Raw genomic sequence first — 21,140 nt, forward strand, 5'->3', positions numbered from 1 at the left:
AATGTGCATGACATGCAGTAACACTGGCGTAGTTCATACAGAAATTTATCCTGGGATGATAACGATTGAGGGTTGTAACTGTGAGGTAGCAGAGCAACAAGCAGCAATGCAAAAAGAAAATTGGGATGCTTGGATAGAAAAATTTGAAGGATGGAAAAGAGGGTTACTGTATGAGCAACGTGTCGGTTGAGAAAAAGCGTGAGTTTATTAAGTGGTTCTTGAACAATTTTCAATGTAAGTGGCGCGAAAGTGTATGGATTTTAAATTACTTAATGAGTCACGATCAGTTATTGCAACAAGTTCATTTCGTTGAAAATGCAAGAGGAAATTATTCAAGAGCTATATTCATTTCAACAACATGTGCGGAAACGAAGCCTTTTGTATTCTATCGAAATGGTTCATCCGGTACTGATCCAGACAAAGCATTTCAACATATCCGACATAATCGTGATGAAGATATCTATATCGAATTAAACTTTGCTGATAAATATAAATTCCCGCAGTTCGTTGATGTATTAGAAGGCGAGGTATCTGATGAAACAGAGCTACCGTTTACTGAACGATTGGAACTGGCACAGGTAGTTAATGATTTGGAGAAACTTGCTAAAGCACAACTCATCGATTACGCACTAGACACAAGAAACGAAAAACTGTTCCGTAAGTTGATTGCGAATTAAGGGGGGAAAGAATGGCGGTCCTTTACAAATTCAAACTCACTACCATTTTCGAACAATGGCCGAACGAGAAAATTATTGTTGCAGAAAATGAAAGCAAAGCAAGTTATCTGTATTGGCAAGAGTTCAGAACCAAATTTTTAACGATGTCGATGGCTGAATTCATGAAGTTTGTAAAGTGTGAGAACGAAGGTGTTTTAGATATAAAGCAATTGTACAGCGCGGAGAAACATTTCAAGAAAATGCAAAAGATTCGAGGGCTAGATTTCGCTTACATGGGTATGCGAGTAAACGTAGCTGGCATGTGGGGTACGATCGTCGGAAACTGGAAAACTAATTTGTTCGTTTTGTTCGATGGGAAAATTGAGAAGCACAACTGCCATCCTTTTTGGGAAATTGCTTACTACGATGATGAGGGCGAATTGGTGCGAAGCTACCAGAAGGGGGAATATGCGATGTAAATAAAAAAGGACGAACAGTCGTACCTGTCGTCCTTTATAGGAGAAAAATTATTCTGGATTAGAACTACGAATAACCAGAAAACGCGCTTTAAAACAGTGTTGTCAAAGATGTAATAATCTATGCAACAAAAACGCTTAGTCGGAATTCAAAACACCAAATGGCTTGCATTGGTAACAGGCTCAAAAGTAGTATATGTAAAATGAAAAATTCCATACAAAAAGCAGACAACATTTTTGGTTGTCTGCCAGTTAGTCGAATGAGTTAGCTAATTGTGATAAATTGCATTCCCATTACGTGAAGAGTGAAGCTGCTAGTTCAAACAGCTTGTTGGTATTATTTTCGATATTTTTAAAAATATACAGAGAAAGCAGATAAGTGAAGAACCTACCTGCCTCTTACTGTAAAAAAGAAGAAAGTACCAGCCGTGGATTAAGCGGCTTGAAAATAGTATGTATTGATTTTTGAAAAATATTCAAGGAGGGAATAAACATGGAATGTTTGATAAACGGTGTCTATGAAATTACTCAGTTAATCAGTAAAGCAAAAGAGAAAAACAATGAGTAAGTACAATAATAAGAAAGTTAAAATAGATGGCCATGTTTTCGATAGCAAAGCAGAAGCAGATTATTACTCCGGATTAAAAATCCGCCAAGCTGCAGGTGAAATTACGAGCTTTGAATTACAGCCGAGATTTACATTGCAACCGGCATTTACAAAGAAGGGTATGAAATTTAAGGCAATTACATATAGTGCAGACTTCATGGTCTATTTGCCAAATGGTGATGTGGAAGTCTTAGACATAAAGGGTATGGTGACGGCAACATTCGCGGTGAAAAAGAAGATGTTCGAATATAAATACCCTCACTTACAACTCATTCTTTTAAAGCATGTTATCAAATATGGCGGATTCATCACACTAGATGAGTACAACAAATTAAAACGTGAAGAGAAAAAACTTAAAAAAGCGAAATAAAGGGAGCGGATCATATGTCATATATCGAATTCAAACCAACTTTAAAGAAAGTGAATCTTAAGCCGGATGGCAAGAAAGAAATTGTTTTGGAAGTAACGGATTCATCATTACGCGGTAAGTTGGATGTACTTTCCGAAATGATTGATACAAAGGTATTTATCTCACTGGAATCCATGCAGGTTAATTTCAATGTTACTGTAAACGCGAAAACGAACGAACCACTAACACAGTATGAAGTTGATGATAAAGGAGTTGTGAAAGAAGTAAAGGCATCGTTTGAACAATTAGAAGCTAATTTCGATATTCCAGAAGAGAAAATTCCAACGCGTGAAGAGAAAGAGCAAGCAGATCGTGAAATTGTAGATGCATTTATCATTAGTGGACTTGCTCCAGGTTTAGATGATTTACCACATGATTTTGCTTACATCGTAAAACGAAAACTCGAGGGAGAGTCTTATCTGAAATTAGCGAATGAGCTGAAAATCTCTAATGTGAAGCTGATTGAAATGATTGATGATTACCGTGCTCGTATTGCGCCAATGGCAATCAAATGGCACGAATGGAAAGAGAACCAGCCGGATGTAGGGGAGCAACCAAAGGTAGAAGAGAAAACGAAGGAAGAAACAGAGACAGAAGAACTGGTTGTAGCGGAAGAAGAGCAAGTGCAAGAACAAGAGTCGAAATCTTCTGATGAATATGAAGTCACTGGTGAGGACAAGCCTTTTGATGAGACATTAGAAGACTAATAAAAATAGGTTGGTAGTATGGCGGTTCTGTTGTGCTACCAGCTTCCTATCTCATATGGGGTGATGGATTGAACAAAAAGGAGAAACGGCAAATCCGACTTAGGATTTTAAATATACAAGATGATGAGTGTAAAGGCTGTACGAAGGTTCCGAAATACAGTGAGACAAGTACAAATCATAAAACTTCTTGGTGTGCTGAAAATTGTGAGGTTGGCAAAAAACTAAAAAGACTAGGTGAAAGCCTACTTGAGGGGAGAACGGAACATATGGCTGAACAAAGAAATTGGGATCAATTATGTGCAACAGCAAATAAGTTACGTGAGGCAGATTCAGTAAAGTGGACTTGGGTAAAAATCGCTAGTTATCTTGGGGTAAGTGAAAAGAACTTGTATTACCATATTTCTAAAAGACGCGAAGCAAACGGAACGTCTATTAAACGTGTAGGCGCATCAAAGAATCCACAGAATACAAAACCATCACCACAACCTCAAAATGTTCAGAAAACGAAATCCGAACCGCCAAAATTAAATTCTGTAGTAGCATCTCATATCCCATCAGACCAGAGTTGGCAGAGACAATTAACTACAATCATTGATGAAAGAGAGGCGCTTCGAAAAGAGTTAAGCGAAGTATCGGAAATGTACGAGGGATTAAAAGGTTTAAAAGAAAAGTTAGCGCAAGATTTTATTGTAGAAACAGAAGCTCGTTTGGAAGCGGAAGATGCACTCAAACTCATGCAAGATCAGCTACAAGCTCGTGAAGAAGATTACAACACATTACTTAACGAATTTAATGCGATTACGGAAAAGAACCATGAATTGGGGCATGACCTGCAAAAGATGCATATCCAAGTTGGCGCCGCAAATGAAACGGCTGCAAAAGAACGTGAGCATCGTTTAGAACTACAAGGTAGAGCACAAGCGCTTGGTATGGCGCTCAAAGTAGTCTTGTAGGTGGGCGATATGAAACTGACAAAAGAAGAAAGAACTCAAATCACATACCAAATTGGCGATATTATCGAGCAGAAATGCAGACGTTGTTATTATAATCGCACATCAAACGAGTGTTTTAGTGTTAATGAATGTAAGGCATGCCCGACAGGTGAAGAATTACGCCAGTTGGGTAGGTATTTCGATACACAGCCTAAAAAGAATGGTGGGCCAAGAAAGAGGATTCCTGTTGGATTAACACCTGAAATTGTAAGAAGTTTGAATCAAAAGGGAATTCCAGATAAGGAAATCAGCATTATGTATGACCGTAGTTTTACTTACGTCGGAAAGCTCAAGCAGAAGTGGGAACGCGAAGGGAAATGGGAAGGTCCAACTAATATGAGAGAAATCAAAAGGGGTGGAGCGAATGCCTGAAACAGTTGATGTGAAAGGGATGTCGGATGATGAATTTATGAAGAAATATAAAAATCTAGTTTATAAGTTTGTATGGAGAAAGTACGGAGCAGTTTTAGAATCGATAAAAATGACTACTGGTTTAGATATAGAGGATTTAATTCAAAGTGGCATGATTGGGTTGCTTAAAGCAAGAAGAGACTTTAATCTTGCATATGGGTGTGAGTTTTCCACTTTAGCAATTCCTAAAATGCATGGAGAAACTACCAAAGCAATTATAAATAATCAAAAAGTTAAGGTAACAAGTGAGATATTCCACTTGAAAAGTAAAATCATTAGAAAAAAATTAACAGAAGAAAAATCGGAGGTCATTAGTCAACAATTAGGCGTATCTGTTGAAGTTGTAGAAGAAGCTTTGCAATATCAACAAATTCCAAGTTCTTTAAATGAATTAGCATTTTCAACAGGGAGTGGAGATACCGATTTAACACTTGAACAGATGCTGATTGATGAACGCTCAACGAATGAATCTGAGAAAGTTGAACATGCAATAATAGTTGGTTCTTTTGTTCAGACATTACCAGATCGAGAAATGATTATATGGGATATGTATTCAAACCACATGTCGCAAGAAAGTATAGGGAAGAAAGTTGGAGTTAGTCAAACTCAAATTGGTCGCATATTAAAACGAATCAAGGGAAGAGCTGCAGCTTTTGGAAAAGCGCAGGGAGTTGCAAAGTAGTATCAATTTTGAATGTTATACAGAAAGGTGGAGTTAGATTATGTTGTGGTTATGGTGTCTTATAGGCTATTTAGCGGTTACAGTTACCGCTTTATGCTTACTATACAAAATAGGGAAAATGAATAAAGCAGAAAGACGTTGGTATGAAATTAACTTTATTGAGCAATCAGCAAAGAAGGAAACGGAGCAACTGAAAGAGAGAAAGAATGATGTGAAGAAAGCACAATAAAATTTGAATTTTATAGAAAAAGAGCACTATTAGAATAGTGCCCAACTTCAATTTGCAGGAGTATTATGAGGAAACTTAAGTAGGTGGCTTAAGTTTCTCTGTAATAATTATGAATTTAGGATTAGAAAAATACCTATATTTTAAAGTGATGTTAGGGGGTATTTGTAAGTAGTGAAATCTTCTTTAAAGATATCTTTAACTAGTTGAATTGTTTCTTCGTCATAAAAACTATCATAGGTCGGATGCCTTGGGAATAAGGGATCTGTAATATCACCATCTGCATAGTTACCTTCGTAATTTGCTAAATTACTTTGGTGGTGCCATGAGTTAATTAATGCGTTTAATGGGGATTTTTTTAAGCGATGTTTGTCTTCTATAGCAGATAGATGGGCGGAGAAGTTTTCAAGATAAATGTAATTTGTAACAAACTCTTCTTCTCCTTGTATATATTGAGGTGTGAAGTGTGGGTTTACACCTTCAAAATTTGGTGAATGCGCTTTTAAATAATATAAATACAGTTTAAAGGAAATTTTTTTATTACAAGATTCATCACCATAAAGATAACGACGGATTGGCTTCCACTCAGTGGATTCGTAATATGGCGCTGGTATAAGAGAAATAAAAGAGCTTACAGCTCTTTTGAAAGGGTTTCTAACCAATTTATAGGTGTCTTTTTCTTTTGCTTGTAATGCGTTGGCTAAATCAGTGAGATATAGTATAGAGTTTTTATAAATTTCAAATTCATAATTATGAACAAAGGAGCTATATTTTACAGCTTCTTTAAACAAATTGATGTGATAAAAGAACCAATATGCGAGTGAAGTACAGCCGCTTTTTTGACTCCAAAATAAGATTAAAGGGAAATCTTTGTGAAAGTGAGGTGGACGCCCGTACTTGGCAATAAAATCATAAATATTTGTGATAGGCATTTTTATCCTCCCTTCATATTTTTTAATCGCATTTTAGTGTATGAAGGAAAATTTTTAAATATGAAAATGCCTAAATGAACTTATGTAAAAGCGTTATTTAAATAAAAAAGCCATGTTTCAATGACTTTTAAAAATCAGGTAAATATTGAAATAGATATGGAACTAAGTATAAAAGAATGCAACCTATAACAGTTAGGGATATAACTTTAGTTAAATCTTTCATTACCTTTCTTTCCAAATGAAAACACCTCCGTATTATTTATTTAATAATATCATTATTTTGGGTATTTATGAATTATTTGGAGTAAATTGTAATTCGGAAACATAGGTGAATACATCGGTAAAGAGTTCGTTATCACTGTTTGTAAGCTGCAGTTAATTTACCTAGAGAAACCTAAGCAAAAGCGTTATTTGAAAATAAATAACCACAAAAACGTCAAGCAACCAATTAAGTTGCTTGCTACGTTCTTGCATGTTAAATGATAGATTTCTCAATAAGAGAGAAAATAAAGAAAAAGGTTTTTAAATGAAATTCATGATAGCTTGATAGGCGCTACCGAGGGAAAATACCGTTGCTACCGCATGGGCAGTCCATTCAGGCATATTTAATTTTAATATAGTTTTGTATAAGATTCCATATACGATACAAATGGTTAACACAAATGCAATTAATTGAAGTGCTAACAGAAATAGTGGCTGTTCTAAAGCACTAAATTCAAGTTGTTCCATTAATTGATCACACCCTTCATTTAATATATTAATATAATTAAATTGAAAGTAAAGGGTTTTTTTCTATAAAGTTCCAAATGTATAGGGTTATAGCGGTGGAAAGTGAATTTTAACAAAAACGCTATTTAAAATAAAAGAACAGCTAGTGAAATCTAACTGCTCAGTTCTTTGAAAAATAAGAATTAGAATTTGTGTTTAAAATGGTTTACATCAATTAACGAAATTGCTGTAGAGAGATTAATAAATCTTTATGAATACGCAATAATGTTTGAACATCATCTTCTTGAAGTTGTTGTAGTGCTAGTTCCATTGCCTTGTAGGAAGTAGAGTTTTTAATGGATTTTTTCGATGCTTCTTGTCCTTGGTTTGTTACCTTTAATTTTATTTCTCTACGATCTTCATCTGATTGTTTTCGCTCGATGAACTGTAGATTAACTAATTCATCTACATTCACACTCACTGTACTTTTAGGAACTGAAAGACGTTCTGAAATCTCTTTAAGAGTAACATTAGGGAGTGCATAAATTGTATTTAAGATACCCATTTGTTGTACTGTTAATCCTAAACTGGAGGCGTTTTGATGTGTGAACTTTATAATTTCTTTGTTTATTGTTACAAATGATTGGACAACTTCTCCTGCTTGTTTGAAACTTTGATTTTTTAAACTCATAATACTCGTCCCTTTTCTTTTTAAATTTAGTTTAACACAGAATAGTTCATCGATGAACTATTTATCTCTAAATTAATTTAGAAAAGAAATCAATATACGTTATTAATAGAAAACTTAATAAAAATTTCATTTTGTATTAATTTAGAACACCAAAAAGAGCACCTTTGAAAGATGCCCTTTAAGAAAAAGTGAAATGTTGAAAAGAAAATTAGGGTTTTTACTTCAAGATAATATATGACCATTTCATCATAATGTGACGATGGATTACAAAAGAGCAGCTAGCAAAAGCTAACTGCTCACCCAAGAAAAACAGAGGAAAGATAACCATGTGACTTTAGTATTTACGGAATATTGAGTTTTATTCAGGGGTAGATGTATATATTGTAAAAAAATTCAAGGTTAAACCCAATAAAAAATAAGCATTGCAGTAAAACAAGATAGAGTCGTCAACAAGGTAAACTTTGCTGCATCTTTCCATTGTTCACGTTTAATATTTGAAGAGGAAAAAATATATTTTCTAGCTCCAAAACCTAATAAACAACCTCCGCATACTAAAGTTAACAGTCCAATGAGAAATCGTGAAGTTGGAAAGTTAGTAGTAGGATCCGTAGCGGTTAAAATCAACATTTTAAATGATAGATGGAGAACGAGTGTTAAGACAAAAAAGTAGCTAATAGCTAGTACTCATTTATTCATACTTTTCATAAAAGCCACCTCATTTCTTTTGGGTTAATAAAGTGAATTCTTCTAATTAACTATATTATATCATCTGGGAACACTCGGCTTTGGGTATGTTTAAAACTTAATAAAATAATCCTTTTAAAGCGAGGTTAGGAGAATGGAAGATAACGTAAAGCTTTTAGGTGAAGATGGGATGTTAGGGATGGAGTTTAAGGAACAAGCGATTCGTGTATATAACACAGAAGGTAATGTGATGGAATTACTTTCAACAAAAGAACAAGTTCAAGAAACTATCGATTATTTACAAGAATGCCAAAAAGAAATGAAGTAATGTCCTAAAGAGTAATTAGATCGAACGGAGGGGAACCGTATCGTATGAATCAACCTTCTAGGCATGTAAATGAAAAGGAAATACGGCCTTTCGTGATAGAAGAGTTACAGGAATACCGCGTGTTAAAAGTGAAATTTAAAAATATAGAAGAGCAAGCGGCGTTCGGAGTTGAACTATTATTTCCAGAACTGAGAAAATGTACGGAAGATGAAATCAGATACAGACAGTTAAAACGAGCATTTGAAGAAGCTTTGGATGAGGACGAGCAACAAATACTCAAAATGAAATATATGAGTCGTAAAGAGTTAAATGATGAATACATTTATACGGTGCTTGGGATGAAGAGAGGAAAGTATTATAGAAAGAGGAAATCAGGTGTTTTACGGTTTGCAAAAGCGCTTAGTATGACATAAGAATGGAACTTTTCGGGTACCATTTAGGGCACTGTTTTGGGCACTAAATCAGGTACCTTTTCACATTGGAATCGGCGATACGATATTCCTACAGTTACTTGTTCTTTGAAAAGAGCATAACGTGGGGATAACGTATCTATGCGCTCATAACCAATGATCATAGCCCCTTTATCAAAACGTTACCGGAGAACGGGCATGGGCGGTAAGAATCCGTAGGAAGGACGAAAAGACAAATTACATTTATATATTCAGCCACGGTGCGTGAGTGTCGTGGCTTTTGTGTTTCTTATTGAGCTCAGTTAAATTGCTGGGGTGATTGGGGACATGAACGTTTAATATTTAAGAGTTTTTTCCATTATTGTTGAGGATTTTTATATTTAACTAAAATATACTTTTGTTAATAATTGTTATATAATGTTTTTATAATTACGAGAAAGAAGGTTTTGATTCTGGAAAACATAGCAAGTTTTTTTATGATTTAACAATGGGGTTACTTTCCGGTTTGCTATCTGGTCTAATAGTAAGTAGGTATTATAAGTCTAAGGCTGATTATGAATTAGTAAGTAAACAAATTAAGGATGAAAGACAAAAATTGGGGAGGTTTTTTGATGCCTTGCAATTGGAGTTAGAGCTTGTAAAAAAAGACTTAATATCTTCTCAGCCTGTAGATTACACTCATATTTTGAGGACAGTAACTAAAGATCGTCCTATTACTCCTAGTTTAGTTAAAGAAAATATTAACGAGATGTCATTAAAACACTTAAGTGGAGCGGTTAATGTAATCGATGAAGTAATCAAGGTAGTAGATGAGGAATCGTTGACAAAGGACAATATTTATCATTTGGAGAGTCGTTTGATTAGAGCAAAAATTAATGTGTTAATGATAGATGAAAAGTAAAGTATGTGTAAGCATCCCAATGGGTGCTTTTTCTTTTGCGCAAAACAAACTCGAACGTGAGGTGCAGGTAAAATGTAGGTGGGGAGGTGTTGTAGCTTTTGTAATCTATATTGAAACAGATAAATTTAAAATGGACTTAATAAAACGGAGCAGTGCTTTAGCGTTGCTTAATAATTGAGAAGAGAATGGCTACTCAGTAAAGAAGATGTGTGAAATAATAGTTGTAAGCCACGCGGTACTTTATAAGAGAGATTAAGTAGGAGGTGCAATACGTGATAAATATAAAGATACCTCAAAATGAATTTAAAATTGACTTAAGCGAAAAAGATTTCGAAAATGGATTAAAGAAAAAGCAGGGTATATACATGTTCCACAACGCTAAGGGTACTCTTATGTATATAGGTAGAAGTCAAGATATTAAGAATCGCATTAAAATGCACATGAGTAAAACATTAAGAAACCCTTTCAAAGCATATAATCATAATTTTCATTATGTATCTGGATTCTACGTTGAAGATGCGCTAGAAGTGGTTTTATATGAAATATACGCAATTAATAAATATAAACCTAAATTAAATCGAGAGCATGTCATTTTATATGAAACGGATTGGTATAACGATAAATGGAAGGATCAGATGTACTTAGAATTAGAAAGACAGAAAGAAAAAGAGATGCAAGCAAGAATGGACAAAATGATGCAAGATTTTAATATCTAAAGTAGCGAATCCGCTGCTTTTTTATTTTATAAAAAAATCACTTTAAACATTTCTCGTTGCATCGAATACTTATGTAAATATGGAAAACAGATTTTGAGTCTTGGAATGAGGGTATCGTTGTGGACATAACTCAAAGTGTGGCAAGAATAGCAGTTAATGGGAAAGACCTTCTATTTACTTCAGTTCAAACCTCTGCATGGAATCATGGACCTGTAAATGATTTAATCGTTTCGACGAATCAGAGAGTGAATGAGCTGTATCAATTGATGTGGTCACAGGTACCAGTTACGCTCCAAATGTATTTCCTTCAGGGGATGGACTTAATGAGATTCGCTAGGATTGCTGGAATTAATGAACGTGTAACGGGACAATATATATATCATTTCATTTGGGGATAAGAAGAATTCAAAGTAGCCTAAAAGCTGCTTTTTTATTTTATAAAGCACTTAGCGCAAGGAAGAGTTAGACAAGTTACTTCCTAATTGTATAGAAGGTGGTGGGTGATATGAATGGCTAAGGAATACGCAAAGAAGTTTTATAAGTCAACAGCTTGGGAGAAGTGCAGAGAGTCATACATTGCTACAACCTTAGATGGTATGTGCGAGCATTGTAAAGAAGTACCTGGTTATATCGTTGACCATATTGTTGAGATAACGCCAGAGACTATAGAGAATACAGATATTACATTGAATCATGAGAACCTACAGTATTTATGCTTACCTTGCCATAACACTAAGACGTTTGGTAAAGCTGTATTGATTAGAGAAGATGTGATGTTTGATGAACATGGTGATTTAATTAGGAGGGATAGCTAATGGAATACTTTGAAGTATTTTTAGTATTCTTTGTATCTACTTTAGGTATGTTAATTCCTTTAGCTTTGCTTGCTTGGTTTATTTTTTGGTTAGTCGATAGATATTGATAGATTGAGATTGAGAAAGTAATTGAGTAAGTTGAAAAAACTATAACCCCCCCTATCAAAAACCAAAACGAGGTGGCTTAGGGGTCCGAATGGGGAGCTTCATAAAATAAATTGGTCAGTTCGCGTGACCCCCCTACCCCAATACGTAAAAGTGAGGTGTTATTGATGGCGATAAAAAAAGAGCTAACAAAAGAAGAGCGTGTTAAAAAGGAAATAAACAGACTTAAACGGATTTATAAAGAGATGCCAAAAGATACTCTCATGGTTGTAGAGGGGTTAATTGTTGAAGCGGCAGACTTACGTGTACGACTAGAAGACATACGAAAAGATCTCGATGAGAATGGCTATGATGAAATGTTCTCGCAATCAGAGAACCAGGACCCATATGAAAGAGAAAGGCCAGCAGCTAGAAGATACATAGCAATGAATAAAAGTTATCAAACTATCATGAAACAATTGGGCGATTATATTCCTAAAAAACCAGTAGAAACGAAATCTCAAAGTGATGGATTTGAGGAGTTTGTGGCGACACGTGATTAGGTATCCTTTGTCATATAACCCAATATTAGAATACTGGTACAAAATCAAAACAGGAAAAGAAGTTGTATCAGACAAGGTAAGACGGGTTTATAAAAAACTAGTTACAGATTTAAGTAGTACTAGAAATGAATGGGAATATAGTTCAAATCGTGCCAATCATGCAATAGAATTTATAGAGAATTTTTGTAAACATTCGAAAGGAAAATGGGGCGGAAAACCAATTGAATTAGAATTATGGCAGAAAGCGTTTATTGCCGCATCTTTTGGTTTTGTCCATAAAATAGACGGGACTCGGAAATATAGAGAAGTATTATTAGTGGTAGCGCGTAAAAATGGAAAGTCAACTGTCGGTTCGGGAATCGGATTATATTTACAAATAGCTGATGGTGAACCGGGTTCTGAAGTTTATGCCGTTGCTACAAAGAAAGATCAAGCAAAATTAGTTTGGTTAGAGTCAAAGCGCATGGTGAAGAAATCACCAGCATTATTAAAACGTATAAAACCTTTAGTTTCTGAGATGGTATCTGAATGGAATGATAGTACATTTAAACCTCTTGGTTCTGATAGTGAAACGTTAGATGGTCTTAACGTTCATGGTGCAATGATGGACGAAATTCATGCCTGGAAAGATAAAAATCTATACGATGTTATTGTAGATGGTACTTCATCAAGGGAACAACCAATGATATTTATGATTACCACAGCAGGAACTATTCGTGAATCCGTATATGACATGAAGTACGAAGAAGCAGAAATGCTTTTGAATGGTTTCGATGACCCAGATGGTTATAAAGATGATCGTTTCTTACCAATTATTTATGAATTGGATAAGCGAGAAGAATGGACAGATCCATCAAAATGGGCAAAAGCAAACCCCGGACTTGGTACTATTAAAAGGATAGATCAACTAGAGACGAAAGTTAACAAAGCTAAGGCAAATTCTCTTCTCGTTAAAAATTTATTAACGAAAGATTTTAATGTTAGAGAAACATCATCAGAAGCATGGTTAACATTTGAACAATTGAATAACATCGCTACTTATGACATAACAGAATTGAACCCTAAATACGGTATTTGTGGAGTCGATTTAAGCAGCACAACTGACTTAACTTCTGCTTGTGTAATTTTTAAAGTTCCTAATGACAAGACGATTTATGCTAAACATATGTATTGGTTGCCGGAGGATTTATTGGAACAGAGAACCAATGAAGATAAAATTCCATACTCAACATGGAGAGATATGGAGATATTGAGAACAACACCTGGTAACTCGATACATTATAAATTTATTGTAGATTGGTTAGTGGAATTGAGAGAAGAATACGGTCTGTACTTACCTTGGATAGGGTACGATAGTTGGTCAGCAAAATACTTTGTTGAAGACTTGAAAAATGAGTTTGGAGCAGATGCGACTATTCCTGTAATTCAAGGGAAACGAACTTTGTCATCTCCGATGAGAAAACTTGGGGCAGACTTAGAATCTAAAATCATCAATTACAGTAACAATCCTATCACAAAGTGGTGTCTTTCAAATACGGCTATTGAAACAGATAAAAATTTAAACATACAACCTTGTAAAACTAGTAATCAGAGACGAAGAATCGACGGCACCGCCGCCCTATTAAATGCCTATGTAGTATTGCAAGATAAATGGAACGATTATCATAACATGATTTAAGAAGGAGGTGAGATATTGGGATTATTCGATAAGATATTCGGAAAGAAACAAGCCCCTACGACAACCCGTTTTGAAATGATAAACGATAATGGAGGGGGATTTTTTGCTTGGAACGGTGACATATATCAGAGTGATATTATTCGAGCTTGCATACGACCTAAAGCGAAAGCTGTTGGCAAACTCATAGCCAAGCATATTCGAGATAACACTAATGAATTTAAGGTTAATCCAGAACCGTATATGAAGTTTTTGTTGGAAGAGCCAAACCCATTAATGACGGGACAAATGTTCCAAGAAAAAATGGCTGTTCAATTGGAACTGAATCACAATGCATTCGCTTATATTAAGCGTGATGATATCGGATACGCTACTGAGATATATCCTATTCCATGTACAACAGTAGAAGTTGTTGAAGGGGCACAAGGAGATATCTTTTTAAAGTTCTATTTTAAAAGTGGAAAGCAAATGACGATACCTTATACAGATGTAATTCATTTACGAAAAGATTTTAATGATAATGACTTCTTTGGAGAACATCCAGGTAATGCTTTGGCACAATTAATGGAGATTGTTACAACTACAGATCAAGGTATTGTTAAAGCAATTAAGAATAGTGCGGTAGTAAAGTGGATTCTTAAATTTAAATCGGTATTGAAGCAAGAAGATATTGATAATCAAGTTAAAAACTTTGTAAACAACTACTTAAATATCGCAAATGATGGTGGTGCAGCGTCTTCTGATCCACGTTATGATTTAGAACAAGTTAAACCTGAAGCGTTTGTGCCGGATTCGAAACAAATGCAAGAAACTGTACAGCGTATTTACAATTTCTTTAATACAAACGATAAAATCATCCAAAGTAAATATAACGAAGATGAGTGGAATGCGTACTACGAGTCAGAGATAGAGGTTTTTGCAATGCAGCTTGCTGGAGAATATACCAGGAAGCTTTTTTCGCGTCGAGAAAGGGGATTTGGTAACAAGATTATCTTTGAATCTTCTTCTCTTCAATACGCTTCAATGAGTACAAAGATGAATCTTGTTCAGATGGTAGACCGAGGTTCATTAACGCCGAATGAATGGAGAGCAATTCTTTCACTTGGCCCAATTGAAGGTGGAGACAAGCCAATTAGAAGGTTGGATACAGCCTTAGTCAAGGAAGGGAATGTTGCAGGTGAAGGAGGTGAAGACAGTGAACAAGACGGAAAAGAGGGAACTACTGAGTAGTGCTCTTGAAATTAGAGAATCTGAAAATGGTCTTCGGACAATCGCTGGATATGCAGTTAAATGGGAAATGAAATCTGTAACAATGGGGTATTGGCAAAGATTCAAAGAACAGTTTAAAAAAGGTGCTTTTACAGATTCTTTAACGCAAGACGATCAATTAGCTCTTTGGAACCATGATACATCACAAGTATTAGGTCGAACAAAAAATGGCACACTTCGACTGTTTGAGGATGAAGTTGGTCTACGATTTGAATTAGATTTAGCTGATACAACGCTTGGCGATGACACATACAAAACGATTAAACGCGGTGATGTTGACGGCGTTTCTTTTGGTTTTCAGATGGTGAAAGAAGAATGGGATGAATCAGATCCAGATAATGTTGTGCGTAGTGTTACAAAAGCAAAATTGCTTGAAATTAGCCCTGTTGCATTCCCGGCTTATCCAGATTCTCAAGTTTCAGCCAGAAGTCATGATCCATATAAACAATTCGTGGATGAACGTAATCAAAAAGATTTACGAAAAAAACTAATTTTAAAAACTTACTTATAAGGGAGAGATTTATTTGAAAACATTACAAGAAATTTTAGTTAGAAAAGCAGAAATTCGTTCTTTACTACAAGGTGACCAAGAGGTAGATTTAGCAGCACTTGAAACTGAATTACGTGAACTTGACGAAAAGCAAAAACAAATTGAAACTCGTCAGCGTTTACTAAAAGAAGCTGAAGTTATTAATAACAATGCTGAACCAGAAACACGTACAGTAGTTGAAACGTTTAATAATGAACCACCGCAACAAGATGTGGAGTTAGAAGCATCAGAAAAACGTGGGCAAGCATTGATGGAAAATCGTGCTGTAACTGTAGGAAGTAGTAATGTAGTGCTTCCGAAGCATAGCGCTTCAGATATTCGCCCTACATTTAACGAAGTATCTACATTAATTGATCGTGTCTCTACGAAAACATTAAAAGGCGGAGAAAGCTACCAACAACCATATATTAATGGATATGGTGAAGGTGATTATACTGCCGAAGGAACTGATTACACATCAGCTGAAACGACGTTCGGATATGCAGACATTACAAAAGCAAAGGTTACAGCTTACTCAGAAGATACTGAAGAACTTCAAAAGTTACCAGCGGCAGACTATGATGCTGAAGTAATGAAAGGTATTACTGTTTCAACACGAAAAAAACTAACTCGTGAGATTTTAATCGGAACAGGCGCAACTAATCGTCTTGTTGGTATCTTCTCTACAGCAGCTAAAGCGATCGATGTAGCAACAGATTTAGAAATTTCAAAGATTGATGCTTCTACACTAGATGAGATCGTCTATAGCTATGGTGGAGATGAAGATGTTGAAGATGCAGCTGTTTTAATTCTGAATAAAAAGGATTTAAAATCATTTGCTAAACTTCGTACTACTGATGGTAAAAAAGTGTACAACGTTGTTTCACAAGGTAATTCAGGAACAATTGATGGTGTACCGTTCATCATCAATAGTGCTTGTAAAGCTGTATCTGATGCAAAAACAACAGCAGGTCAATACAACATGGCATATGGTCCCTTATCAAACTACCAACTTACTATTTTCTCTGACATGGATGTACAACGTTCTACTGATTTCAAATTCAAGCAAGGTATGATTGCACATAGAGGGTCTGTTTTTGCTGGCGGCAACGTAATTTCTAAAAATGGATTCTTACGTGTTAAGAAAGTGACTACTGTATAATAGTCGCTTTTCTTTATGGTCTAAGGAGGTTAAACAGTGAGTGTGAAGCCATTGAATAAATATGTTGTAAAAAGAGCCTTTCGAGATAAATTCACCTTCATTCATTATAGTATTGGAGATTCGTATGAATCTAATGACGTAGAACGAGTGAAGTACCTACAAGATGAAGGATTCTTAAATGAAGAACAAATTACAATTCAACATAAAGAAACCAAAGATCCTGTTCATGTAGGCGGAGGATATTACGAGCTTCCAAATGGTGAAAAAGTCAAAGGGAAAGATGCCGCACTTGAAGCTTTAAAAGAACTAGATCGAGTGGGTGAATAGTCATGATGCTCGAAACTGTTAAGAAAGCATTGCGTGTCTCACATAATGCTTTAGATGATGAAATTGATGATTTGATTGAAGCGGCCCGAACTGATTTAAAGTTATCTGGTGTTTCTGGTTTCAAATCAAATGACGATACAGATCCGTTAATTAAACGAGCAATAATCATGTATACAAAAGCTAATTTTATTGCTGACGTTAAGGAAGCAGAGCGATTTCAATTATCGTATAACATGCTTAAGAATCATCTTACTTTAGCGGGTGATTATAAATGAACGATATTCTACACTTCCCAATAGTTACAGTCATTGAAGATGATTTAGGACAAAAAGAGGAAGTAAAAACGTTTAATAGACAAGTATTTTGTAAAAAGAAATCTGTCCCTCAATCAGAATTCTTCCAAGCTGGTCAAAGTGACATTAAAGCGAGTTGTGTTTTAATCGTCCATGTTCTGGATTATCAAGATGAACGTGAAGTTAAGTACCGCGAAAAAGAATATAACATATACCGCACATACGAAAGAGTTGATGAAAAAATCGAGTTGTATTGTGAGGTGGACATTGGTGGCTAGTATTAATGATTTAGCTAGTGAAATTACTAGGGAATTACAAAGGTACACTCATTTAGCAGAAGAGGACCTTGAGGTTGCTAAAGAAGAAATTTCAAAGAATCTTGTGGACGAATTACAGCAAAAAAGTCCAAAGAATACAGGTAAATATCGTAAAGGGTGGCGTAAGAAGAAAGTTGGCAATGCAATTGTCGTTCATAATGCATTAAAACCACAACTTACACACTTGCTAGAAAAAGGACATGCAAAAGCAAACGGTGGACGCGTACCGGCTCAAGTTCATATTGCTCCAGCTGAAGAAAAAGCAATAAACGAATTTACTGAACTAGTTGAAAGGGCGATTCAGCAATGAATTTAATTGAATTAAAGAAGATTCTTGATGCTACAGGGTGTCCTGTGGCTTATTCTCATTTTACAGCAACACCAAACAATCCAGTTCCAGCGCCACCGTATATTTGTTTTCTTGTGGATGGATCAGCAAATTTAATGGCTGATAACAAGGTCTACCACAAGATAAATGACTTAAACATAGAGCTTTATACAGTCAGAAAAGACTTAGTAGCAGAAGCGAAACTTGAAAAAGTCCTAGACGATCATGAGATTCCTTATGACTCGTATGGGACGTTTATTGAATCTGAGAAAATGTATCAAAAAATATACGAAACGAGGTTGTTATAAATGACTAAAGAAAATAAAGTTACGTTTGGTTTGAAGAATGTACATTATGTCCCAATTGATGTTAAAGATTTTTTAGTAAAGTTTGGTACGCCAATCCCGTTGCCTGGTGGGGTGGAGCTAACATTTGAGCCACGCGGTGATTTAATTGAATTCTATGCGGATGACATGCTTTATTACGCAGCAAGTAATAACCAAGGTTATGACGGAACGCTATCTATTGCAACTATTCCGGAGCAATTCGCTGTTGATGCATTAGGTGAGCAATTAGATGAAACAGACGGTGTATTAAATGAGTTAGCTGATGCTAAAGGGAAATCATTTGCATTACTATTTGAATTCGATGGCGATGTGAACGCAACTCGACACGTTATGTATAACTGTGCAGCGAGTCGTCCGACAATCGCATCTAAAACAAAAACAAATTCAGCCGAACCAAATACAAATGAATTGAAGTTTGTTTCTAGTCCAATTGTTTTAGCGCCTGGTGGAAGACCAATGGTTAAAACAAAAACAACTTCTAAAACAACTCAAGCAATTTACGATAACTGGTACAAAGAAGTGTACGTTAAAAAAACAGCAGCACCAAAAGGAGCGTAAGTAAATGGAAAAGACAATCACAATAGACGGAAAACAAGTCCGACTTAAAAGTACAGCAGCAACAGTCAAACGTTATAAGGCTCAATTTAGACGTAATTTATTTGCAGACTTGATGGGATTAGGAGCAATTAGCGCATTAACTTCATCGGATGGTACGGAACAACCTATTGATATGTCTAATGTTGATTTAAGTAATGTGGATTTTGAACTTATTTATGATTTAACTTGGTTATTCGCTAAAACAGCGGATCAAAGTATTCCTGATCCTATGGTGTGGTTAGATGGATTTGAAGAGTTCCCAATTGAAGAAATTATGCCGGAAATTATGGATTTAATCCAAGTTACTATGGGAGCAAAAAAAAAATAACAGAAAATAATGAAGAACAAGGGACTTTCGGTGATGAAGAATTAACATCCGATACGTTCCTTGCTCTTTGTTATAAAGCTAAATTAACGCGTTGGGATTTAGAAGACATGACAATCGGTGATTGTTTTGATTACATTGCTGAATTCGCTGAAATGGAGAATCCAGACAAAGAAAAAGTTAGAAAAGCAAACCAAAAAGACTTCGATTCATTTTAAGAAAGGGGTGAGAAAATGGCAGGAAGAATTAAAGGGATTACAATTGAAATTGGTGGAGAAACCACGGGACTACAGAATGCTTTAAAAGATGTCAATAAACGAAGTAAGGATTTAACAAAAGAGTTGAAAGATGTTGAGCGGTTGCTAAAGTTTGATCCTGGGAATATTGAGGCACTTTCTCAAAAACAACAGTTACTTACACAACAAATTGAAAATACAACACAAAAGCTAGACAAGTTAAAAGCAGCTGAACAACAAGTACAAGCACAATTCCAAAACGGTAAAATTTCCGAAGAACAATATCGTACTTTTAGGCGCGAAATTGAATTTACAGAAGGATCGCTTAATGGTCTGAAAAATAAACTTGGAAACATGAAAGCAGAACAAGACAGTGTAGCCAGTTCCACCCGACAATTAGAAACATTATTTAGTGCTACAGGGAAAAGTGTCGATGATTTTGCAGGAGCATTAGGAAATCGTCTTGTGAATGCAATTCGAAATGGAACGGCTACAAGTAAACAGTTAGAGCAAGCGATTGGGACTATCGGCCGTGAAGCATTAGGAGCCGAAACAGATATCGAAAAATTACAACGTGCGTTACGATCTGTGGATGACGGCAATTCAATCCGGCAAGTACGAAATGAATTAAGAGATTTACAGCAAGAAGCCGAAAGAACGGAGAAGAAGTTTGAGGGGTTAAAAGTAGGCCTTGAAAATGTTATCGGTGGTTTGGCAGCTGGCGGAGGTATCGCAACAGCTGTTGAACAAGCACTTGATATGTCCAAGCTAAAAACAAAAATTGAAATAGGATTTGATGTTCCTGAGTCCTCAAAAAAATCAGTAGAGGATGCAGTGAGAGGTATTTCGGCCTATGGATTAGATGCAGAAGAAGCACTTGAGGGTGTAAGAAGACAGTGGGCTTTGAATAATGGTGTTAGTGATGAAGCAAATGCTTCTATTGTAAAGAGTGCAGCTGTTATTTCTAATGCTTATGCTGGAATAGATTTTACTGAATTAATTCAAGAAGCAAATGAAATTGGTAATGAACTAGGCATTTCACAAGAAGGCGCTCTTGGTATGGCTGATGCCTTATTAAAAATGGGTTTTCCACCGGAACAATTAGATATTATCGCTGAATATGGTGGTCAACTTACGAGAGCAGGCTACAACGCTGAAGAAGTACAAGCTATTATGGCCGCTGGCGTTGAAACAGGAACCTGGAATTAGATTATAGTTCCCTTGTATGGCGACATACAATGAAAAACTCCTTTAATTCAGTGAAACTCTCAAGTGAGACAATACTGAGCGAAGCCTTTTAATTAAGGAACGTGCAACGACTAGTCGAAAGACGTAGGGTGTAAGCATATGACACTCGAAACGGGGAGCAACTCTAGTAGTTGAAGATATAGTCTAATCTATGCGGTGACGTATAGCAGTTCATAAGAGAACGGGCGTGACGTTGCGAGTTACGTTGAATATAAATGATTGATAATCTCTTAGATGGTCTAAAAGAAGGGCGTGTTAAAGCCGCTGAGTTCGGTCAAGGTGTCGATAAAGCTATGACAGAAGCTCTTGAAGGAACAAAAATTTCAGCAGAACAAGTTGAAAAATGGGGTCAGGCAGTAGCTAATGGTGGTAAAGAAGGTTCAGCAGCTATGACTGAAATTGCACAGGCTTTATCAGAAGTTGATGATGAAACGAAACGTAATGAATTAGGTGTTAAGTTTTTCGGTAGATGATGAATTGTGCCGAAGT

The 21,140-nt window shown here is 35.8% G+C and carries 31 protein-coding genes and 2 pseudogenes; 30 read left to right on the top strand and 3 right to left on the bottom strand.

The window, feature by feature from the left end; translation table 11 throughout:
- Window position 1 precedes the first annotated feature (1 nt).
- From KZZ19_RS12385 to KZZ19_RS12430, 10 genes and pseudogenes are all read left to right on the top strand, one after another.
- Window positions 2–190, top strand: a complete 189-nt coding sequence (locus KZZ19_RS12385) for a hypothetical protein (protein WP_237981778.1) — start codon at window positions 2–4, stop codon at window positions 188–190.
- Window positions 171–677 (top strand): YpiB family protein, encoded by a 507-nt coding sequence (locus KZZ19_RS12390; protein ID WP_237981777.1) that lies wholly within the window; start codon window positions 171–173, stop codon window positions 675–677. The genes KZZ19_RS12385 and KZZ19_RS12390 overlap by 20 nt, the downstream gene beginning before the upstream one ends.
- Before the next feature lie 11 nt (window positions 678–688).
- Window positions 689–1,135, top strand: a complete 447-nt coding sequence (locus KZZ19_RS12395) for an MFS transporter (RefSeq protein ID WP_237981776.1) — start codon at window positions 689–691, stop codon at window positions 1,133–1,135.
- Window positions 1,136–1,692: 557 nt separating this feature from the next.
- Entirely contained in the window at window positions 1,693–2,109 is a 417-nt protein-coding gene (locus KZZ19_RS12400) for a DUF1064 domain-containing protein (RefSeq protein WP_237981775.1), read from the top strand.
- Between the two features lie 14 nt (window positions 2,110–2,123).
- Window positions 2,124–2,855 (top strand): 2-methylcitrate dehydratase, encoded by a 732-nt coding sequence (locus tag KZZ19_RS12405; RefSeq protein WP_237981774.1) that lies wholly within the window; start codon window positions 2,124–2,126, stop codon window positions 2,853–2,855.
- 32 nt (window positions 2,856–2,887) lie between these two features.
- A pseudogene (locus KZZ19_RS12410) lies at window positions 2,888–3,088 on the top strand (zinc-finger domain-containing protein); the annotation flags it as partial.
- 33 nt (window positions 3,089–3,121) lie between these two features.
- Window positions 3,122–3,808: a hypothetical protein gene (locus KZZ19_RS12415; protein WP_348638042.1), complete on the top strand. Its 687-nt coding sequence runs from the start codon at window positions 3,122–3,124 to the stop codon at window positions 3,806–3,808.
- A 9-nt stretch (window positions 3,809–3,817) separates the two neighbouring features.
- Window positions 3,818–4,219: a hypothetical protein gene (locus KZZ19_RS12420; RefSeq protein ID WP_237981772.1), complete on the top strand. Its 402-nt coding sequence runs from the start codon at window positions 3,818–3,820 to the stop codon at window positions 4,217–4,219.
- Window positions 4,212–4,940, top strand: a complete 729-nt coding sequence (locus tag KZZ19_RS12425; protein ID WP_237981771.1) for a sigma-70 family RNA polymerase sigma factor — start codon at window positions 4,212–4,214, stop codon at window positions 4,938–4,940. Before KZZ19_RS12420 ends, KZZ19_RS12425 begins: the two co-directional genes overlap by 8 nt.
- 40 nt (window positions 4,941–4,980) lie before the next feature.
- Window positions 4,981–5,169 carry a hypothetical protein gene (locus KZZ19_RS12430; RefSeq protein ID WP_237981770.1) on the top strand — a complete coding sequence of 63 codons (189 nt, stop codon included), beginning with the start codon at window positions 4,981–4,983 and terminating at the stop codon, window positions 5,167–5,169.
- A gap of 140 nt (window positions 5,170–5,309) precedes the next feature.
- Here the strand turns inward: KZZ19_RS12430 and KZZ19_RS12435 are convergent, their stop codons facing one another.
- From KZZ19_RS12435 to KZZ19_RS12445, 3 genes are all read right to left on the bottom strand, one after another.
- Window positions 5,310–6,098: a sulfotransferase family 2 domain-containing protein gene (locus tag KZZ19_RS12435; RefSeq protein WP_237981769.1), complete on the bottom strand. Its 789-nt coding sequence runs from the start codon at window positions 6,096–6,098 to the stop codon at window positions 5,310–5,312.
- Between the two features lie 522 nt (window positions 6,099–6,620).
- The gene (locus KZZ19_RS12440; RefSeq protein ID WP_237981768.1) at window positions 6,621–6,827 is read right to left on the bottom strand and encodes a hypothetical protein; all 207 of its coding nucleotides are present in this window, start codon (window positions 6,825–6,827) and stop codon (window positions 6,621–6,623) included.
- A 214-nt stretch (window positions 6,828–7,041) separates the two neighbouring features.
- Window positions 7,042–7,497, bottom strand: coding sequence for a MarR family winged helix-turn-helix transcriptional regulator (locus KZZ19_RS12445; protein ID WP_237981767.1), 456 nt, complete (start codon window positions 7,495–7,497; stop codon window positions 7,042–7,044).
- Window positions 7,498–8,335: 838 nt separating this feature from the next.
- Here KZZ19_RS12445 and KZZ19_RS12450 point away from each other — a divergent pair.
- The 20 genes and pseudogenes from KZZ19_RS12450 (at window position 8,336) to KZZ19_RS12545 (ending at window position 21,124) form a co-directional block, all read left to right on the top strand.
- Entirely contained in the window at window positions 8,336–8,509 is a 174-nt protein-coding gene (locus KZZ19_RS12450) for a hypothetical protein (RefSeq protein ID WP_237981766.1), read from the top strand.
- A gap of 44 nt (window positions 8,510–8,553) precedes the next feature.
- Entirely contained in the window at window positions 8,554–8,922 is a 369-nt protein-coding gene (locus tag KZZ19_RS12455; protein WP_073535939.1) for an ArpU family phage packaging/lysis transcriptional regulator, read from the top strand.
- A 502-nt stretch (window positions 8,923–9,424) separates the two neighbouring features.
- Window positions 9,425–9,820 carry a hypothetical protein gene (locus KZZ19_RS12460; RefSeq protein ID WP_237981765.1) on the top strand — a complete coding sequence of 132 codons (396 nt, stop codon included), beginning with the start codon at window positions 9,425–9,427 and terminating at the stop codon, window positions 9,818–9,820.
- Window positions 9,821–10,092: 272 nt separating this feature from the next.
- Entirely contained in the window at window positions 10,093–10,536 is a 444-nt protein-coding gene (locus KZZ19_RS12465) for a GIY-YIG nuclease family protein (RefSeq protein WP_237981764.1), read from the top strand.
- Window positions 10,537–10,655: 119 nt separating this feature from the next.
- Entirely contained in the window at window positions 10,656–10,934 is a 279-nt protein-coding gene (locus tag KZZ19_RS12470; RefSeq protein WP_322349767.1) for a hypothetical protein, read from the top strand.
- Window positions 10,935–11,045: 111 nt separating this feature from the next.
- Window positions 11,046–11,351: an HNH endonuclease signature motif containing protein gene (locus KZZ19_RS12475; protein ID WP_237981763.1), complete on the top strand. Its 306-nt coding sequence runs from the start codon at window positions 11,046–11,048 to the stop codon at window positions 11,349–11,351.
- 272 nt (window positions 11,352–11,623) lie between these two features.
- A complete protein-coding gene (locus KZZ19_RS12480) occupies window positions 11,624–11,998 on the top strand; it encodes a hypothetical protein (protein ID WP_237981762.1) in 375 nt (124 codons plus the stop codon).
- A complete protein-coding gene (locus tag KZZ19_RS12485; RefSeq protein WP_237981761.1) occupies window positions 11,964–13,676 on the top strand; it encodes a terminase large subunit in 1,713 nt (570 codons plus the stop codon). The genes KZZ19_RS12480 and KZZ19_RS12485 overlap by 35 nt, the downstream gene beginning before the upstream one ends.
- 15 nt (window positions 13,677–13,691) lie before the next feature.
- Window positions 13,692–14,903, top strand: coding sequence for a phage portal protein (locus tag KZZ19_RS12490; RefSeq protein ID WP_237981760.1), 1,212 nt, complete (start codon window positions 13,692–13,694; stop codon window positions 14,901–14,903).
- A complete protein-coding gene (locus KZZ19_RS12495) occupies window positions 14,869–15,453 on the top strand; it encodes an HK97 family phage prohead protease (protein WP_237981759.1) in 585 nt (194 codons plus the stop codon). Before KZZ19_RS12490 ends, KZZ19_RS12495 begins: the two co-directional genes overlap by 35 nt.
- A gap of 13 nt (window positions 15,454–15,466) precedes the next feature.
- Window positions 15,467–16,633, top strand: coding sequence for a phage major capsid protein (locus KZZ19_RS12500; RefSeq protein WP_237981758.1), 1,167 nt, complete (start codon window positions 15,467–15,469; stop codon window positions 16,631–16,633).
- Window positions 16,634–16,669: 36 nt separating this feature from the next.
- Window positions 16,670–16,960: a hypothetical protein gene (locus tag KZZ19_RS12505; protein ID WP_237981757.1), complete on the top strand. Its 291-nt coding sequence runs from the start codon at window positions 16,670–16,672 to the stop codon at window positions 16,958–16,960.
- A 2-nt stretch (window positions 16,961–16,962) separates the two neighbouring features.
- Entirely contained in the window at window positions 16,963–17,235 is a 273-nt protein-coding gene (locus tag KZZ19_RS12510) for a head-tail connector protein (RefSeq protein WP_237981756.1), read from the top strand.
- Window positions 17,232–17,531: a phage head closure protein gene (locus KZZ19_RS12515; protein ID WP_215573316.1), complete on the top strand. Its 300-nt coding sequence runs from the start codon at window positions 17,232–17,234 to the stop codon at window positions 17,529–17,531. Before KZZ19_RS12510 ends, KZZ19_RS12515 begins: the two co-directional genes overlap by 4 nt.
- Window positions 17,524–17,880: an HK97 gp10 family phage protein gene (locus tag KZZ19_RS12520; protein WP_237981755.1), complete on the top strand. Its 357-nt coding sequence runs from the start codon at window positions 17,524–17,526 to the stop codon at window positions 17,878–17,880. The genes KZZ19_RS12515 and KZZ19_RS12520 overlap by 8 nt, the downstream gene beginning before the upstream one ends.
- Window positions 17,877–18,206 (top strand): hypothetical protein, encoded by a 330-nt coding sequence (locus tag KZZ19_RS12525; protein WP_237981754.1) that lies wholly within the window; start codon window positions 17,877–17,879, stop codon window positions 18,204–18,206. The genes KZZ19_RS12520 and KZZ19_RS12525 overlap by 4 nt, the downstream gene beginning before the upstream one ends.
- On the top strand, window positions 18,207–18,803 hold the full coding sequence (locus tag KZZ19_RS12530) for a major tail protein (RefSeq protein ID WP_237981753.1): 597 nt from the start codon (window positions 18,207–18,209) through the stop codon (window positions 18,801–18,803). It begins immediately after the preceding gene.
- 4 nt (window positions 18,804–18,807) lie between these two features.
- Entirely contained in the window at window positions 18,808–19,170 is a 363-nt protein-coding gene (locus KZZ19_RS12535; protein WP_237981752.1) for a hypothetical protein, read from the top strand.
- A gap of 230 nt (window positions 19,171–19,400) precedes the next feature.
- A pseudogene (locus KZZ19_RS12540) lies at window positions 19,401–20,609 on the top strand (hypothetical protein); the annotation flags it as partial.
- 257 nt (window positions 20,610–20,866) lie between these two features.
- Window positions 20,867–21,124: a hypothetical protein gene (locus tag KZZ19_RS12545; RefSeq protein ID WP_237981751.1), complete on the top strand. Its 258-nt coding sequence runs from the start codon at window positions 20,867–20,869 to the stop codon at window positions 21,122–21,124.
- The last annotated feature ends 16 nt before the right edge of the window (window positions 21,125–21,140 follow it).

The organism is Bacillus thuringiensis (assembly GCF_022095615.2).
In the GTDB taxonomy this organism is placed as follows: domain Bacteria; phylum Bacillota; class Bacilli; order Bacillales; family Bacillaceae_G; genus Bacillus_A; species Bacillus_A cereus_AG.

Bases quoted from the DNA above. Each gene is read 5' to 3' on its own strand.
- KZZ19_RS12385 (WP_237981778.1), top strand. From the start codon at position 2: ATGTGCATGACATGCAGTAACACTGGCGTAGTTCATACAGAAATTTAT.
- KZZ19_RS12390 (WP_237981777.1), top strand. From the start codon at position 171: ATGAGCAACGTGTCGGTTGAGAAAAAGCGTGAGTTTATTAAGTGGTTC.
- KZZ19_RS12395 (WP_237981776.1), top strand. From the start codon at position 689: ATGGCGGTCCTTTACAAATTCAAACTCACTACCATTTTCGAACAATGG.
- KZZ19_RS12400 (WP_237981775.1), top strand. From the start codon at position 1,693: ATGAGTAAGTACAATAATAAGAAAGTTAAAATAGATGGCCATGTTTTC.
- KZZ19_RS12405 (WP_237981774.1), top strand. From the start codon at position 2,124: ATGTCATATATCGAATTCAAACCAACTTTAAAGAAAGTGAATCTTAAG.
- KZZ19_RS12415 (WP_348638042.1), top strand. From the start codon at position 3,122: ATGGCTGAACAAAGAAATTGGGATCAATTATGTGCAACAGCAAATAAG.
- KZZ19_RS12420 (WP_237981772.1), top strand. From the start codon at position 3,818: ATGAAACTGACAAAAGAAGAAAGAACTCAAATCACATACCAAATTGGC.
- KZZ19_RS12425 (WP_237981771.1), top strand. From the start codon at position 4,212: ATGCCTGAAACAGTTGATGTGAAAGGGATGTCGGATGATGAATTTATG.
- KZZ19_RS12430 (WP_237981770.1), top strand. From the start codon at position 4,981: ATGTTGTGGTTATGGTGTCTTATAGGCTATTTAGCGGTTACAGTTACC.
- KZZ19_RS12435 (WP_237981769.1), bottom strand. From the start codon at position 6,098: ATGCCTATCACAAATATTTATGATTTTATTGCCAAGTACGGGCGTCCA.
- KZZ19_RS12440 (WP_237981768.1), bottom strand. From the start codon at position 6,827: ATGGAACAACTTGAATTTAGTGCTTTAGAACAGCCACTATTTCTGTTA.
- KZZ19_RS12445 (WP_237981767.1), bottom strand. From the start codon at position 7,497: ATGAGTTTAAAAAATCAAAGTTTCAAACAAGCAGGAGAAGTTGTCCAA.
- KZZ19_RS12450 (WP_237981766.1), top strand. From the start codon at position 8,336: ATGGAAGATAACGTAAAGCTTTTAGGTGAAGATGGGATGTTAGGGATG.
- KZZ19_RS12455 (WP_073535939.1), top strand. From the start codon at position 8,554: ATGAATCAACCTTCTAGGCATGTAAATGAAAAGGAAATACGGCCTTTC.
- KZZ19_RS12475 (WP_237981763.1), top strand. From the start codon at position 11,046: ATGGCTAAGGAATACGCAAAGAAGTTTTATAAGTCAACAGCTTGGGAG.
- KZZ19_RS12480 (WP_237981762.1), top strand. From the start codon at position 11,624: ATGGCGATAAAAAAAGAGCTAACAAAAGAAGAGCGTGTTAAAAAGGAA.
- KZZ19_RS12485 (WP_237981761.1), top strand. From the start codon at position 11,964: ATGGATTTGAGGAGTTTGTGGCGACACGTGATTAGGTATCCTTTGTCA.
- KZZ19_RS12510 (WP_237981756.1), top strand. From the start codon at position 16,963: ATGATGCTCGAAACTGTTAAGAAAGCATTGCGTGTCTCACATAATGCT.
- KZZ19_RS12515 (WP_215573316.1), top strand. From the start codon at position 17,232: ATGAACGATATTCTACACTTCCCAATAGTTACAGTCATTGAAGATGAT.
- KZZ19_RS12525 (WP_237981754.1), top strand. From the start codon at position 17,877: ATGAATTTAATTGAATTAAAGAAGATTCTTGATGCTACAGGGTGTCCT.
- KZZ19_RS12530 (WP_237981753.1), top strand. From the start codon at position 18,207: ATGACTAAAGAAAATAAAGTTACGTTTGGTTTGAAGAATGTACATTAT.
- KZZ19_RS12535 (WP_237981752.1), top strand. From the start codon at position 18,808: ATGGAAAAGACAATCACAATAGACGGAAAACAAGTCCGACTTAAAAGT.
- KZZ19_RS12545 (WP_237981751.1), top strand. From the start codon at position 20,867: ATGATTGATAATCTCTTAGATGGTCTAAAAGAAGGGCGTGTTAAAGCC.